Here is a 15,961-nt window from a genome sequence, read left to right on the forward strand (position 1 = left end):
AAAAAGATAGAGCTATCTGCTCTATCTTTTATTCCGCCTCTACAAGCCCTTCATCAAATGGTGCAAGAGAATAATTCCCTTTTTCCACTTGAATCGTTTTTTCTTTCACATCAACTTCCGATAGACGAATTAATGATACAAAATTATTAATTAGTCGTTCTTCAATATCTGTGGATTCTACTAATACACCAATACCAACAACATTAGCCTTGAATTCTTCTAGCATACTCATCATACCTTGAATTGTTCCGCCAGCTTTCATGAAGTCATCAATAATTAAAACATTCGACCCTTCTGGAAGACTGCGTTTTGCTAACGTCATTGTTTGAATTCGTTTAGAAGAACCCGACACATAGTTAATACTAACAGTCGGACCTTCTGTTACCTTATTATCTTTCCTTGCAATTACAACTGGTACATCTAAGTAATTTGCCACTGCATAAGCAAGTGGAATCCCCTTCGTTGCCACCGTCATAACTGCATCAATTGGTTGCCTAGCAAAAACAGAAGCAAACAAACGACCTGCGCCATTAATATGGCGAGGATTACTCAATAAATCTGTCATGTATAAGTAACCGCCAGGCAAAATACGATCTGGGTTTTCAAATAAGCCACAAAGCTCATCAATAATTAGATCTGCCTCTTCTTCACTTATATACGGTATATATTTCACTCCTCCTGCTGCTCCTGGTATCGTTTGCAATGTGCCGACCCCTTGTTGTTCAAACGTTTGCTTAATAATAACTAAATCTTCACTAATGGAAGACTTAGCCGATTGATACCTTTCAGCAAAAAAAGTGAGAGATACTAGCTGACGAGGGTTTTGTAGCAAGTAATAAGTCATATCGACTAATCTTGTACTTCTTCTAATTTTCATACTCTCACCTCAAATCACGAATATTCTAAACAAATCATAACGTATTATACGTCTTTATTCAAGCGTTTCTCGCTCTCCTAATAAACGTACCGCATAGACTTGTTCACAAAATCCTTTTAATCCGTTATAAATGCGATGCATTCGTGAATCATGGTGTACAAGTCCAAATACAGTTGGACCACTTCCACTCATTAATACAGCATCCGCTCCAAATCGCTTCATCTGTGATTTAATACGGGCAACTTCAGGATGCATTCCAAATGTTACATCTTCTAAAACGTTACCAACAGTATCACAAATTCCTTTATAATCACCAGAATTTATGACATTAACCATTTTATCTACATTTGGATGTGTAACTCGATTTAACTTTAAATTTCCATACACATCAGCAGTAGATACACCTATATGTGGTTTCGCTAAAATAACCCAACAAGAAGGCGGAGTCTTTATATGCTCAATTTTCTCTCCTCTTCCAGTGGCAATTGCTGTGCCTCCGTATACACAGAACGATACATCTGATCCAATTTCTGCACCAAGCTCTGCTAACTCATCAATTGTAAGCCCTAAATTCCATAATTTATTAAGACCACGTAATGTCGCTGCTGCATCACTACTTCCACCTGCTAATCCAGCTGCTACTGGAATCGTTTTTTCAATAGTAATAGATACACCTTTTTTTACATTAAACTTCTCTTTTAATAATTTCGCTGCCTGATAAGCTAAATTTCGTTGGTCGTCTGGGACATACCGATTATGGGATAAAATTTCAATACGGTCTTCTGCTAATTCCGTTAGTTCTAGACGATCTGCTAAATCAATGGTTGTCATAATCATTTTCACTTCATGATATCCGTCTTGTCTTTTTCCCAGTACATCTAACGACAGATTAATCTTTGCTGGTGCTTTCACTAGTAGCTTCAATCTATTCACCCACTCTATGTACTCAATCTTTTATCGTTTATTTTACCATAAATTTATAGTAAGACGATGACACTTCCCTAATTATAACGAAAAGCATTCAGAATGAAACTACTTATGTAAAATGATGGCACCTTTTAGAGTACAAAAAGCCGAGGAATGTCTCCTCGGCTACCGTAGCACAGAAAGTATCTTACAACTACTGGTTTCGTTTCATTAATTGCTGTTCTGCAATTTCTATAGCACGTTTCACCATGTTACCAGCATCTTTCGCACGAATTCCGCCCCATCCTTCTTTCTGAACAACATCATAAAAGCCAAGCTCTTTTGCTAGCTCTTCTTTAAATTGGTTTGACATGACACCTCTTCGTCTACTCAATGCAGAGTCCCTCCTTATTTTGCTACGGTATAGTTAGTATGCAAAATAATATAGCTTTTCATTTATGGGAATATATGTAATGATATATGGATTATAAAATGACCTCATTATGAGGGTCTCCATAAAATGTTAACTCTACTGTCTCTGTTAAAACATCTGCATAACTATAAGATACACGTTGCAACGCATCTTCTTGTTGATCCAATTGTACAACAAAAACGGAACGGTATGTTTCTGCTAGTACACCTGATTGCTCCACAGTTTTTCTTCTTCCACTATTTGCTTTTAACATAAGTCGCTGTCCAAGATGGTGATCTAATTCGCTTTTAATTTCATCTAAACGTTTTGACATATACTTCGCTACACCTCGCTGTAATTTAGATTGAACACTTAAAGCACGATATATCTATCCTAATTATTAACCGCGATTCACAGCTAATATCATCCTGCGTTTGAATAGATAGAAGAAATACTATATTGTAAAAGTATCATTACGTAGTCTTTACGTTCTTACCTCTTTTTATCCAAATTCATTTAAATCCTTCCATACAAAAAAGCAAGATACATATGTACCCTGCTTACTCTTCGTAATGTTGAAAAGGTAATCCCGTTCGTAAAATCCCTCTCGTTTCAATTCCACCTAGTCCCTTTTCACCAGTAATTGTATTACGTACGACATCCCATACATTGACTCTCTCCATAAATGAAGTAAAACTAATTTTACCAACTACATATACAGGATCTAGTGCATGAATATTAATTCTAGATGGTGAACTAGCGAAATTGGCCCCTGCACGAATTAGTGCCTCAAAATGTGATTGACATGCCCCAGCAAAAATAACAAGTTGATCCAATGATGGATATTTTTTTCGCACTTCACGAACAGCCTGTACAAAATGCCTTGAATGCCTATATGCCGCTAAATCTCCCTTCACTCCTTTTGATTTTGTATATGCATCATGTCCTGTAATAACGAGAATGTCTGGGCGAAAGTGATCTATTAAGTCTACTACTTTTTCATGCATCTCCGTTTCTTTACAATGAATACCTTGAACAGGAACGCCAATTTTATTATATAAATCTAAGCACTTGCGCAAATATAAAGGGTCTCCATCTATATGCAATACACGTCCCGGCATTTGAAAATAATTTACCTCACTTGTGTATCCACCAGTTGAAGTATGTTCATGCCTTTGTTTCATCAGTACATAATCTTGTTGAAACAAACGATACGTGCGCTCCATTGTTTCTTTCTCACGCTTCACCCTTTTTTTATGTTCTCTTTGATCTATACTAATTAAATCTTCAAGTGGCGCATCCGCCACCAGTCTAATTTCTTCTCCAAACAATATAGCTATCTCGCCTTTTATTTCTATAATACGAAAAAGAATATCCCTCTTATGAGAATATCGTTCCACTAATTCTCCAACATGTAAAACCATTCTCCTACCTCCAAACTCATTAGGCCATCTTACCTGTTTTTAAAGTATGAATTTAGAGAGAGAAAGGTGACAAAAGGGACAGTTCAACTTGAACTGTCCCTTTCATATTCTTATGATAATTTATGAAGAACTAATGCATTACTTAATGTTGCAAACTCTTCAATAGATAGCGTTTCGCCTCTTCGCTTTGGATCAATTCCTACTTCTGTTAAAATTCGATCCAATAACTCCTTATCTTTCGGGAAACCATTTAAATTATTTGATAAATTATTCATTAAAGTTTTACGGCGCTGTGCGAAACTTGCTCGTACTACTTCAAAGAAGAACGTTTCATCTGTCACCTCTACAACCGGTTTAGGACGCTTTAGAAGGCGGATAATTGCAGAATCAACGTTTGGCTGTGGTACAAACACTGTACGCGGTACAGTCATAACTGTTTCAACCTCTGTATAGTACTGAATGGCAATCGATAAAGAACCATACTCTTTTGTTCCAGGTTTAGCAGCTAAACGATCTCCAACTTCTTTTTGCATCATAACAACAAATCCACGAACTGGTAACTTTTCTTCAAGCAATTTAAATAAAATTGGCGTTGTAATATAGTATGGTAAGTTAGCTACTACCATTACATCTTGCCCTTCTTCAAATTGCTCATTAAATACTTCATGTACATCTGCTTTTAGTACGTCTTTATTAATAACTGTAACATTACCATATGGCGCTAACGTCTCATCTAAAATTGGTAATAGTCTTTGATCAATTTCAAAAGCCACTACTTTTTTAGCACGCTTCGCTAATTGCTCTGTTAATGCACCAATACCTGGTCCAATTTCAATTGCACCACTTTCTGAACCAATTTCTGCATGATCGACAATACGATTTAATACATTTGTATCAATTAAAAAGTTTTGTCCTAAACTTTTTTTGAATGAAAATCCATACTTTTCAACAATGTCTTTTGTACGATTTGGCGTTGCGATATCCTTCATTTTTTTTCCTCCTGTATTACTTGCTTATAAGCTTCTGCAAATGATTCCTTTGAAACTTGAAACATCTGTAATCGTTTATGTAACTGTTTTGCATTTGTATAACCAATCTTTAATAGCTTACCCATTCTTTCTCTGCGGCTCTTTGCCATTTCTCCGCCCACTAAGCCTGCATCGACTAAATCACTCCAACTAATTTCACTTGTGTAAGCTTCCATTTCTTCATGTATATTCTCTAGAGCACGGCGAATCGACTCATTAGAAGCATGTTCAATCCCAACACCCTTTTTCCTTTTAGCAAGCGCTTCTTCCTTCGGTAAAAAAGCATGCTTACAGCCAGGAACCTTGTCAGAAATAATTTTTCGAATACGCTCTCCAGGATAATCCGGATCTGTGAAAATAATAACGCCCCTTTTTTGCTGCGCTAATTTAACTTGCTCAATAACATGATCACCGATTGCTGAACCGTTCGTTTCAATTGTATCCGCATCAACAGCACGCTTAATCGCAACTGTATCATCTTTACCTTCTACAACGATAATCTCTTTTATTTTCATGCTTGCCTCCACACTCATTTCGTCTCTACTTAGTAAAACAAAAAAATGACGACTTTTCCATTATTATTTTCCCCATTCTTATATTTTAAAAAATAGAATAGAAAAATCTTTGTTCTCTGTCCTTATTGTAACACTTCATCATTCACATTTATTTTCTTGATTACTTCTACTAGTGTTTCTCAAAATAAAAAAGAACAGGTTTCACCCGTTCTTTTTATTCAACTCCAAATAAAACTTTTGCATTTTTAGTTGTCATTTCTGCTACTTCCTCATAAGAAATTCCTTTTAAATTCGCAATTTCTTCTGCTACGAGTTTTACATAACTCGGTTCATTTCGTTTCCCGCGAAATGGATGCGGCGTTAAATAGGGACAATCCGTCTCTATTAACAATTTCTCTAATGGAATCTCCGTAGCAACTTCTTTCGGTTTCTTAGCGTTTTTAAATGTAACTGGTCCACCTAACGAAATTAAAAAGTTCATATCAACACATCGCTCTGCTACTTCTACGCTACCGCTAAAGCAATGCATAATGCCTCCTACTTCAGCTGCATTCTCTTCTTCTAGAATATCGACAATATCTTGAGTTGCATCGCGGTTATGTATAATAATCGGCAAATTTACTTTTTTCGCTAATGCAATTTGTTTACGAAATACTTCTTTCTGTATTTCTTTTGGAGACTTATCCCAGTGATAATCTAAGCCCATTTCTCCAAGTGCAACGACTTTAGGATGAGAAGCAAGTTCTTCTAACCAAGCTAAATGTTCTTCTGTCATGTCGATTGCATCAACTGGATGCCAGCCAACCGCAGCGTAAATAAAATCATAGGCTTCAGCTAATTCCATCGCCTTTTTTATCGTTACTTCATCAAAACCAACAACAACTGTATAAGTAACTCCCGCTTCTTTCATTCGGGCAATAACCTCTTGCAAATCTTCTTCGAATTGCTCTGCATTCAAATGTGAATGTGTATCAAACAACATAATACATAACTCCTTTTATATTGAAATCAAGTTTATTCTACAAAAATAAGTTCTTTAATAACTTAACGATAACAATACTACAATCTTAATGCAAAAATAGAGAGTGTAAAAAGAAAAAAGACGCTTCACACATGTTACACGTGAAACATCTCTTTTCTTGTCTTAATTACTTGATTTTTGTACCATTTGGTAGATTTTGGTCAATTGATGCTAATGACAATACGCCATTCTCTTCACCCGCTAAAATCATACCTTGCGATAATTCACCGCGTAATTTTACAGGTTTTAAGTTTGTTACACAAATAACCTTTTTACCTTTTAAGTCTTCCGGCGAATAGAATTTTGCAATTCCAGAAACAACTTGACGCTTTTCTGTGCCTAAGTCTAGTTGAATTTTTAACAACTTGTCTGCTTTTTTCACAGGTTCAGCAGATAGTACTTCAGCTACGCGTAATTCTACTTTAAAGAAATCATCAATTGTAATTTCTTCTGCCTTCGGTTCTTCTTCTTTTTTCTCTTCTACTTTAGGAGCAGAGCTTTTCATTTGTTCTTTAATGTACTCTACTTCCACTTCCATTTCTAAACGAGGGAAAATTGGGTTTCCTTTTTCTACTTTTGTTCCAGCTGGAATGCAGCCAATTGTAGATAGACTTTCCCAAGATTTATGAGCTTCATCAGTAAGGCCAAGCTGAGCAAACATCTTGCTTGGTGCTACTGTTAAGAATGGCATAAGCATAATACCTGTTTGACGAAGTACTTCTGCTAAATGAGCCATTACAGAAGCTAACTTTTCACGATCATTCTCATCTTTTGCTAATACCCATGGTTGTGTTTCATCAATATATTTATTCGTACGACTAACTAGTTGCCAAATAGATCCTAACGCTACAGAGAACTCCATATTCTCCATTGCTTCTTCTACTTTTTTCAAAGTATCTTGTGCAAACGCTACTAACGTTTCATCAAATTCCGTCACATTTTCTTTAAATGCAGGGATTTCTCCGTTAAAATACTTATCAATCATAGCTACTGTACGATTTAATAAATTACCTAAGTCATTTGCTAAGTCGAAATTAATACGCTCCACAAATCCTTCTGGTGTGAATACACCATCAGATCCAAATGGAACTTCACGAAGTAGGTAATAACGTAATGCATCTAATCCGTAACGATCGATTAATGTAACTGGATCTACTACGTTTCCTTTTGACTTACTCATCTTTCCATCCTTCATTAAAATCCAGCCATGAGCAAAGACTTTCTTCGGAAGAGGTAAATCTAATGCCATTAAAATTATCGGCCAATAAATTGTATGGAAACGAACAATTTCTTTCCCAACTAAATGCACATCTGCAGGCCAGAATTTTTTATATTTCTCTTCATTTGCTGTTCCATAACCTAACGCCGTAATATAATTAGATAATGCGTCAACCCATACGTAAATAACATGTTTTGGGTTACCAGGAACACGAACTCCCCAGTCAAATGAAGTACGAGAAACCGCTAAATCTTCTAATCCTGGTTTAATAAAATTATTAATCATTTCATTTTTACGAGACTCCGGCTGAATGAAATGTGGATTATCTTCATAGAACTTTAATAGTCTGTCGACATATTTACCCATTCTAAAGAAATAAGATTCTTCACGAACAAGTTCTACATCATGACCACTATCTGGGCTTTTTCCTCCAACTACTTTGTCGCCTTCCATAATTGGATCTACTAATTGATGCTCTGTATAGAACGTCTCATCTTGTACAGAATACCAACCTTCATATTCATCAAGATAAATGTCACCTTGATCTACTAATTGCTTAAAGATTTTTTCGACAACATCTTTATGACGATCTTCAGTTGTACGAATAAAATCATCATAAGAAATATCCATCTTCTCCCAAAGCTCTTTAATTCCTGCAACAATGTTATCAACATATGCCTGTGGCGTAATATTTAACTCTTCTGCTTTCTTTTGGATCTTCTGTCCATGCTCATCAGTTCCTGTTAAATAATGCACATTATAACCTTGCATACGCTTATATCGTGCCATCGCATCTCCTGCTACTGTCGTATAAGCATGTCCAATGTGTAATTTTCCACTTGGATAATAAATTGGGGTAGTAATATAAAAGGACTTATTTTCCTCTGTCATTGTTTTGGACCTCCCGAATAACCTCATATGTATTTATAAACAGTATATCAAAAACTCATATATAAAGTGAAACTTTAATCAGTAGGGTTTTTGTTCCTCCCCACTAATTATTAGCCCACATTAATTGGGCTTTTACGAGCAGCCCAAATCTAACTTATCTTCTTTACGCCAACCTAATTTTAAATTTAGGTCTTAATGCTCGATATCTTTATCATCTATTGCTCATATTTCACAAAAATATACAATCTCCACTTTTAATTTATTATTTTTTCAGAAAATAATGTAAATAATTGTGGAATTTCCTCTCAATCTATTATATATAAGAAATAAGAAATCTATAAATCTTTTTAAAAAATATAGAATTTAAGAATTGACGGAAATGTAAATGATTGGTATCATATGTCCATAGGGTATTTTGTCGAAAAATGACGAATCTAAAAATAGACTCGAAACTTATAAACTATTTATTTAGGAGGAAAAAAATTATGAAATCTACTGGTATTGTTCGTAAAGTTGATGAATTAGGTCGTGTAGTAATTCCAATCGAATTACGCCGTACTTTAGGTATTGCAGAAAAGGACGCTCTTGAAATCTATGTTGATGACGAAAAAATCATCTTAAAGAAATATAAACCAAACATGACTTGCCAAGTAACTGGTGAAGTATCTGACGGTAACCTTTCTTTAGCTGAAGGTAAAATCATCTTAAGCAAAGAAGGCGCTGAGCAAATCTTAAACGAACTTCAAGATTATATCGAAACAGCAAAATAAGCTTCTCAATTATGAGAAGCTTATTTTTTATCGACATGATAGATTTGATATACATCTCTTTTCGACAAATCTCGATCTTTAGCGACTGTTTTAATCGCTTCTTTTGAATTCATACTTTTTTCATTTATATAATATTCAATATGATCATATACCGAAAGAGATTCCCACCATTGTTCTTCTGGAGCAGGTTCTTCTGTTGAACCAGCTACTAAAATACAAAACTCACCACGTACTTCATTTTGCTTCGTCCACTCAATTGCTTCTTCGATTGTCCCTCGAATAAATTCCTCAAATTTTTTAGTTAACTCTCGACATAATACAATCTCTCTATTTCCCAACACTTCCTGCATCGAAATTAAAGTATCGTCTAAACGATGAGGCGCTTCATAAAACATCATTGTAGTTTGTACATAACGAAGCTTTTCTAACTCCATCTTTCGTTCCTTTTTGTTTCTCTGCAAGAAACCATAGAAATAAAACTGCTTTGTTTCAAGACCGGATGCAATTAATGCTGTAAGGGCTGCATTTGCTCCAGGAAGCGGAATTACATGATATTGCTCAGCTACTGCCTCAACGACAATATCGTAACCTGGATCAGAAATACACGGCATACCAGCGTCGCTAACAAGTGCTACATTCTTTCCATCCTCTAATTTCTCTAATAGTTTCTTCCCACTTACTTCTTTATTGTGCTCATGATAACTCGTAACAGGTGTTTCAATTTCAAAATAATTACAAAGTTTTTTCGTTTGTCTCGTATCTTCAGCAGCAATTAAATCAACTTCTTTTAAAATTCGGATTGCACGAAATGTCATATCTTCTAGGTTTCCAATAGGAGTTGGTACTAAATATAAAACTCCCTTTTCATTTTGTTGAAAGCTTTTTTGTTGCCACATAGCGTTCTCCTTTTTGCATATATGCCTCTTTTTGTTTTCTCGTTAATTGCTTAAAGTAATACTCCGCTTGCATAGCTGTACGCTTATCATCGTGGGTCTCTACATATTTTAAAACAACAGGAAGCCTGACGCGTGTATACTTAGCCCCTTTGCCGCTATTATGAGTCTGAATTCTCTTTTCTATATGGTTTGTATATCCAGCATAATAACTTCCATCAGAGCACTCTACCACATAAAAAAAGTGCTTATTCTTCTCCATATAAAATCGAACGTAGCTCCTTTGTATATTCGTTATTGTTCTCATATACAACGAGAGGCGGTAAAATTTTCAAATCTGCATTTCCATCCTTAATTCCTTCAATTAACAATGTATTTGCTTCTTTTCCAACCTTAGGATAAACAAATTGCACGCGCTTTGGTTCAATTTTATATTTACGCATTAATGTGACAATGTCTAGTAATCGCCCTGGACGATGTACAAACGCTACTTTCCCACCTTGTTTTACTAACTGACTACTTACAGATACAACATCTTCTAATGTACACATAATTTCATGACGAGCTATCGCTAAATGTTCATTCATATTTTTCTCTGAAGTTTGAGGTGTTTGAAAATATGGTGGATTACATGTAACAACATCATATTGATGACGCCCAAGTTTCTCTGGCATATCTTTCAAATCTCCATGTATGAGGTGAATTCTTTCCTCCAACCCATTGTATTGAACGCTTCTTACTCCCATATCATATAAGCGTTCTTGAATTTCCACCCCAGTAATATTTCCTTTTGTTCTTGTACTTAATAGAAGGGGAACAACCGCGTTACCTGTACACAAATCAAGTAAATTCCCCTTTTGAATTGGTACCCATGCAAAATCTGCAAGTAAAACGGCATCTAAAGAAAAATTAAATACTGATGGGCTTTGTATAATCTTCATGTCTTGTGCTAATAAGTAATCTAAACGTTCATCTTCATATAAATTCATATACTGCTCCTTTTCTTACCCTTAACCTACCCTATTTCATGTATAAAAAATTACCTTTCCAATTATAATTGGAAAGGTAATTTCACTTTTTATTTAAGAATGACAGACAGAATAAACAATCTCCCTCTTTACGTACACTTCCATAATGTAGATTGCAAATATGAAAACCTTCTTGATACAGTCTCGCTAAATTGTCATAGCCTTCACCAATATCTGTTTTCGGCTTCACTTCTTTACGTTTTTGAGTTTTTTGTTTTTCTTTATTCTGCACTTCTTCAAAACGGTGTCGCAAATTGTTATTTTCCATTTTTATATGCTGGTTTTCTTCCAACAACTCTGCAAGATGCTGTTTTAACTCTCCCAACTGTTTATATAAATGTCCAATTTGCTCTTCCATACTAGAAACCGATTCAAAAATATCTTTTTTCTCCACAAGCACCCACCTCATTAATCTGTGGTTTGACTCGAAACGACCCCTTTATTCACTAACTCATCTAACGTATATTCTACTATCCGTTCCTTGTCTACTAGTTCCACTTGAATTAATCTTTCTAAAATATTTAATCCGATAACACGGCCAGTACCATGCGGGGTTTGTATACGTTGATCTAAATCAGGAAGTTGTTCCTTTGCTGCCTCATATTCATCATTCTCATATTTTAAGCAACACATTAAGCGACCACATAAACCAGAGATTTTTGCAGGATTTAATGATAAATTTTGATCCTTTGCCATTTTAATGGATACAGGTTCAAAATCCCCTAAAAAAGTAGAACAACAAAGCATACGACCACATGGACCAATACCACCTAGCATCTTCGCTTCATCACGAACACCAATTTGTCTTAGTTCAATTCTTGTTCTAAAAATTGCGGCTAAGTCCTTCACTAGTTCGCGGAAATCGATCCGACCATCCGCAGTAAAATAGAAAATAATCTTATTACGATCGAATGTATACTCTACATCTACAAGTTTCATATCAAGATTATGCTCTACTACCTTTTGTTGACAGACTTGATATGCTTCTTTGGCAGCATGTTTGTTCTCTTCAACAATGGTACGATCATTTTCATTTGCAATACGAATAACCTTTTTTAGCGGTAATACAACGTCGTTTTCATCAACTTGTTTTTTGGTAATAACTACTTTTCCGTATTCAATACCTCTTACCGTTTCTACAATGACAAACTCATTTTCAGAGATATCGAACTGGTTTGGATCAAAGTAATATACCTTTCCGGCCTTCTTAAAGCGAACACCTACTACATCATACAAAACGGTCATCCCTCCTGCAACCGCAACACTAACTGTTCGAACACAAGCTGCGCATTTACATTAGCGTTGATTCTATTTTTTGCCTCTAATATATTAAAGAGAGCTGATACAATGCGCTTCTGAGCATAGGAAAACGATTCAAACATCTCTTTCTGATCATGAAAAACAAGACGATCTTCTTCTCCAAGTTGAACATATAATAAATCCTTATAAATAAGGAGTAACATATCTAAACCTTGCTGTAATTGTTCTTTCTCTCCAAAGTGTTTTCCCCATTTTTCTTGTACAAAAAAAATAGAGGTTTTATCTTTTTCGAGCGCTTCACATAATTTTATCACTAAAGCTCGTGCTTGTGCAAACCATTCATCACTACATAAAACTAAAGCTTCATCAAAACTATTTGTAAGTTGAGCAGCAAGTGTCGATAAAGATGCTGTAATCCCTTCATCCTGTAATCTTCTAATTAAAGATTCCGTAGGTAACGGTCTAAACGTAACGACTTGACAACGAGATAAAATCGTATTTAAAATTTGATGACTTTGTTCAGTAAGTAAAATAGCAGTTGTATCACTACTTGGTTCTTCTAAAAATTTCAAAAGTGTATTTGCCGCATTTGCTGTCATACGATCTGCGTGCTCAATAATATATAATTTTTTATTTGCCTCTAATCCTGTTTTTGAAAACTCTTCTTGTAAATCATGAATTTGCTGCTTTTTAATAGATAATCCGTCTGGTTTTACAATATGTAAGTTAGGGTGGTTACCTGAATCAATTCGCTTACAGTTTGTACATACATGGCAGGGCTCTACCCCATTCCGCTCAGAACAGAGGAAACTCTTTGCCATTTGAATTGCTGTCGCAAACTTTCCTGTCCCTTTCCCTCCCTCTAACAAGTAAGCGTGGGATATACGCTCTTTTGCAATGCTATTCATCAACATTTTTACACCGATGGGTTGTATAGCAGAAAGCTGCTCCCACGTCTTCGTCATAATGCATACCTCACTTATTTCATTCTTTCCTTCTATTATAACAATTTATCTTCTATAATCTGAACAACTTCTTCTATAAGTTTTTCCATCGGCTGATCAGCATTTACCAATACAATACGATCCGAGAAACGTTCTACAACTTGTAAATACCCTTCGCGCACACGTTTATGGAAAGAGATATCTTCCATATCTAGTCGATTTACTTCACGTCCTGCATCTTTTTCAATCCGAGCCAAACCAACCTCAGGCTCAATGTCTAGATAAATTGTTAAACTAGGCATACAGTCCTCTGTTGCGAAACGATTTATTTCAAATACCTTATCCATACCCAATCCTCTTGCATAGCCTTGGTATGCTAAAGAGCTATCTATAAAACGATCACATAACACGAGGTAGTTCTCATTAAGTGCTGGCATAACTTTTTCTACTAAATGTTGTCTGCGCGCAGCAGCATAAAGAAGCGCTTCTGTACGTGCTTCCATCATCGTATATTCTTGTTTATGTAAAATCGTCCTAATGTCCTCAGAAATTGCAATACCGCCTGGTTCCCTTGTCGCCATTACCTTTTGTGCTTTTTTTTCAAAATATGGCAATAAGCTTTTAATTAACGTTGTTTTACCTGAACCTTCTGGGCCCTCAATTGTTACAAATAATCCCTTCATCCTAAAACCTACTTTCTATATCATACACTTTCATATATTTCGTATTACCTTGAAAACGAGCTCCTGCTCTCTCTAAATACATAATTTGCTCTTTATGCTCTGAAGTAATTCTCTCTCCATACATAATCAATGGAATTCCAGGTGGATACGGAATCACCATTTCCGCCGCTATCATTCCAACAGCCTCTTCTATAGATACTATCTTTGTTTCATATCCGTCTAGTTGTTTATACGTATACGGTAAAAGAGAGAATTCACCTTTATAAGTATAACGAATAGATTCCCTCTTGTCTTTCACCTCATAATGTTGCAATGCTACTCGGATCATCTCTATAACCTTCATATATCCCTCATTTACTTGTAAGGGTAAAATAAATAGGACATTGTACGGATCAGCCATCTCTGTATATATACCGACCTTTTCAAATACAGACTGTAATTCGTACCCTGATAACTGACAACGAGTTTGTACGGTGACCTTTAACTCATCTTGCAACGGATATTCTAAAATGGCGATTTGGGGAATAGAACGTAATTGTTCCTTAAATCTTCGTAAAAACTCAACAATTTCACTGTGACCTTCTTCTTTTATACGCGCCATTGTAAAGCGTGCTATATCCAAGGAAGCCATAATTGGATACGATGGACTACTAGATTGTAGCATACTTAAATAAGTAGTAACCTTCTCTTCGTCTACTAAGTGACTATTTATATGTAAATAGGAACCCATTGTCATTGCGGGTAATGTTTTATGTGCAGAATGAACTACAATATCTGCACCATATGTTAATGCTGACTTTGGGAATGGTTCTCCCAAGCACAGATGTGCCCCATGTGCCTCATCTACCAAAACAGGGATTTTATGTGCATGTGCAAAAGCGATGCTTGCCTCTAGATCCATACCCATACCATAATAATTAGGATGCGTTAAAATGAGTGCTTTCGCATTTGGATACTTTTCAATTGCTTTCTTAATAATTTCGTTACGAACTCCCACCGGTACGTTATAAGCTTCATCAATCCATGGATCTAAAAAAATGGGATTTGCTCCCGCAAGTTTTAAAGCATTAATAATTGATTTATGGCAATTTCTTTGTACAAGAACAATATCATGTTCCCCACAACAAGACAAAATCATTGCTAAGTTCCCGACTGTTGAACCATTAATTAAAAAATAGCTCCTCTTTGTATTATAAACTTCAGCCAATAATTGTTGTGCCTCATCTATACATTCAAACGGACTATGCAAATCATCTAGTCCTGCTAACTCAGTTACATCAATAGATAGAATATCTTTAAACTCTCTTATTGCCTCCTGAGGGAAGTTTAAACCATTCTTATGACCTGGAACATGAAAGGATAACGGCCCTCTTTCTTTAAACTCTATTAACGCCTCATATAAAGGCATACGATTTTGATTCATCTACATCTCTTCCTTATTATTCATTCTCTATCTATTATACAGAACAAAAAAAATAATAGGCATATGCCTATTTAAAAATATGATACTTCTAATTTTCGAAGCTGCTTTAAATAATGTATATATTTCGGATCATCTGTCTCTGTATTCACCATATCCTTTTCACATTCATAGCATATTAAATTATTATAAACATATATACCTTCTTTTCTTTTTGTCTCACAAACAATACAAACTTCACTTTGTAATTTCATAGCCTTCCCTCCCTATTTTAGTGAACCTATTTTATACTTCTAATCCTTAACAATTTACAGAAAAATATACACCCATCTCTTATATAATATGATTAACTCTTGGGCAACGTGTTTGTATCACCCTTACTTCTTTCCCGTTCTTTTTAACAATACAAAAAAACACAAGTCAAATGACTTGTGTTTTTAGTTGCTTGGCGACGTCCTACTCTCACAGGGACAAGGTCCCAACTACCATCGGCGCTAGAGAGCTTAACTTCCGTGTTCGGTATGGGAACGGGTGTGACCTCTCTGCCATCATCACCAAACTATGAAGGCATATTCCTTCAAAACTAGATAACATTGCTACATATTATATGGTTAAGTCCTCGATCTATTAGTATTCGTCAGCTCCACATGTCACCATGCTTCCACCTCGA

The 15,961-nt window shown here is 35.6% G+C and carries 19 protein-coding genes and 1 rRNA gene; 1 reads left to right on the forward strand and 19 read right to left on the reverse strand.

Going from position 1 to position 15,961, the window contains the following annotated elements; genetic code table 11:
- Positions 1-28 precede the first annotated feature (28 nt).
- From purR to metG, 9 genes are all read right to left on the reverse strand, one after another.
- The gene (purR, locus tag ES895_RS27840; protein ID WP_000702466.1) at positions 29-877 is read right to left on the reverse strand and encodes a pur operon repressor; all 849 of its coding nucleotides are present in this window, start codon (positions 875-877) and stop codon (positions 29-31) included.
- Positions 878-931: 54 nt separating this feature from the next.
- On the reverse strand, positions 932-1,801 hold the full coding sequence (gene ispE, locus ES895_RS27845; protein WP_135238822.1) for a 4-(cytidine 5'-diphospho)-2-C-methyl-D-erythritol kinase: 870 nt from the start codon (positions 1,799-1,801) through the stop codon (positions 932-934).
- A 196-nt stretch (positions 1,802-1,997) separates the two neighbouring features.
- A complete protein-coding gene (gene sspF / locus ES895_RS27850; RefSeq protein ID WP_002094215.1) occupies positions 1,998-2,177 on the reverse strand; it encodes an acid-soluble spore protein SspF in 180 nt (59 codons plus the stop codon).
- A 91-nt stretch (positions 2,178-2,268) separates the two neighbouring features.
- Positions 2,269-2,529: a biofilm formation stimulator Veg gene (gene veg, locus ES895_RS27855; RefSeq protein WP_000044347.1), complete on the reverse strand. Its 261-nt coding sequence runs from the start codon at positions 2,527-2,529 to the stop codon at positions 2,269-2,271.
- Positions 2,530-2,755: 226 nt separating this feature from the next.
- A complete protein-coding gene (gene yabG, locus ES895_RS27860) occupies positions 2,756-3,619 on the reverse strand; it encodes a sporulation peptidase YabG (RefSeq protein WP_000242868.1) in 864 nt (287 codons plus the stop codon).
- Positions 3,620-3,729: 110 nt separating this feature from the next.
- Positions 3,730-4,608 carry a 16S rRNA (adenine(1518)-N(6)/adenine(1519)-N(6))-dimethyltransferase RsmA gene (gene rsmA / locus ES895_RS27865; protein WP_000651548.1) on the reverse strand — a complete coding sequence of 293 codons (879 nt, stop codon included), beginning with the start codon at positions 4,606-4,608 and terminating at the stop codon, positions 3,730-3,732.
- On the reverse strand, positions 4,605-5,162 hold the full coding sequence (gene rnmV, locus ES895_RS27870; RefSeq protein WP_000692835.1) for a ribonuclease M5: 558 nt from the start codon (positions 5,160-5,162) through the stop codon (positions 4,605-4,607). Before rnmV ends, rsmA begins: the two co-directional genes overlap by 4 nt.
- A gap of 214 nt (positions 5,163-5,376) precedes the next feature.
- Positions 5,377-6,144 (reverse strand): TatD family hydrolase, encoded by a 768-nt coding sequence (locus tag ES895_RS27875; protein WP_000895843.1) that lies wholly within the window; start codon positions 6,142-6,144, stop codon positions 5,377-5,379.
- 166 nt (positions 6,145-6,310) lie between these two features.
- On the reverse strand, positions 6,311-8,293 hold the full coding sequence (metG, locus tag ES895_RS27880; RefSeq protein WP_000134135.1) for a methionine--tRNA ligase: 1,983 nt from the start codon (positions 8,291-8,293) through the stop codon (positions 6,311-6,313).
- Between the two features lie 485 nt (positions 8,294-8,778).
- On the opposite strand from metG, the gene ES895_RS27885 reads away from it, so the two are divergent.
- Positions 8,779-9,063 carry an AbrB/MazE/SpoVT family DNA-binding domain-containing protein gene (locus ES895_RS27885; protein ID WP_000843036.1) on the forward strand — a complete coding sequence of 95 codons (285 nt, stop codon included), beginning with the start codon at positions 8,779-8,781 and terminating at the stop codon, positions 9,061-9,063.
- 20 nt (positions 9,064-9,083) lie between these two features.
- Here ES895_RS27885 and rsmI read toward each other — a convergent pair whose 3' ends face one another.
- The 10 genes from rsmI to rrf form a co-directional block, all read right to left on the reverse strand.
- Complete coding sequence (gene rsmI / locus ES895_RS27890) at positions 9,084-9,959, reverse strand: 16S rRNA (cytidine(1402)-2'-O)-methyltransferase (RefSeq protein WP_000267821.1); 876 nt, start codon at positions 9,957-9,959, stop codon at positions 9,084-9,086.
- Entirely contained in the window at positions 9,928-10,218 is a 291-nt protein-coding gene (locus tag ES895_RS27895; RefSeq protein ID WP_000414350.1) for a GIY-YIG nuclease family protein, read from the reverse strand. The genes rsmI and ES895_RS27895 overlap by 32 nt, the downstream gene beginning before the upstream one ends.
- On the reverse strand, positions 10,205-10,945 hold the full coding sequence (locus tag ES895_RS27900) for a tRNA1(Val) (adenine(37)-N6)-methyltransferase (protein WP_001055367.1): 741 nt from the start codon (positions 10,943-10,945) through the stop codon (positions 10,205-10,207). The genes ES895_RS27895 and ES895_RS27900 overlap by 14 nt, the downstream gene beginning before the upstream one ends.
- A gap of 82 nt (positions 10,946-11,027) precedes the next feature.
- Entirely contained in the window at positions 11,028-11,378 is a 351-nt protein-coding gene (yabA, locus tag ES895_RS27905) for a DNA replication initiation control protein YabA (RefSeq protein WP_000412063.1), read from the reverse strand.
- Between the two features lie 14 nt (positions 11,379-11,392).
- On the reverse strand, positions 11,393-12,220 hold the full coding sequence (locus ES895_RS27910) for a PSP1 domain-containing protein (protein WP_000272429.1): 828 nt from the start codon (positions 12,218-12,220) through the stop codon (positions 11,393-11,395).
- A 5-nt stretch (positions 12,221-12,225) separates the two neighbouring features.
- The gene (gene holB, locus ES895_RS27915; RefSeq protein ID WP_135238823.1) at positions 12,226-13,209 is read right to left on the reverse strand and encodes a DNA polymerase III subunit delta'; all 984 of its coding nucleotides are present in this window, start codon (positions 13,207-13,209) and stop codon (positions 12,226-12,228) included.
- 35 nt (positions 13,210-13,244) lie between these two features.
- Positions 13,245-13,871, reverse strand: coding sequence for a dTMP kinase (gene tmk, locus ES895_RS27920; protein WP_000677214.1), 627 nt, complete (start codon positions 13,869-13,871; stop codon positions 13,245-13,247).
- Position 13,872: 1 nt separating this feature from the next.
- Positions 13,873-15,294 (reverse strand): aminotransferase class I/II-fold pyridoxal phosphate-dependent enzyme, encoded by a 1,422-nt coding sequence (locus tag ES895_RS27925; RefSeq protein ID WP_001075296.1) that lies wholly within the window; start codon positions 15,292-15,294, stop codon positions 13,873-13,875.
- Between the two features lie 71 nt (positions 15,295-15,365).
- The gene (locus ES895_RS27930; RefSeq protein WP_000776279.1) at positions 15,366-15,545 is read right to left on the reverse strand and encodes a sigma factor G inhibitor Gin; all 180 of its coding nucleotides are present in this window, start codon (positions 15,543-15,545) and stop codon (positions 15,366-15,368) included.
- Positions 15,546-15,734: 189 nt separating this feature from the next.
- Positions 15,735-15,850: ribosomal RNA gene (gene rrf, locus ES895_RS27935) — 5S ribosomal RNA — on the reverse strand.
- Positions 15,851-15,961 lie beyond the last annotated feature (111 nt).

This window comes from Bacillus sp. 007/AIA-02/001 (assembly GCF_004634455.1).
Taxonomy (GTDB): domain Bacteria; phylum Bacillota; class Bacilli; order Bacillales; family Bacillaceae_G; genus Bacillus_A; species Bacillus_A cereus.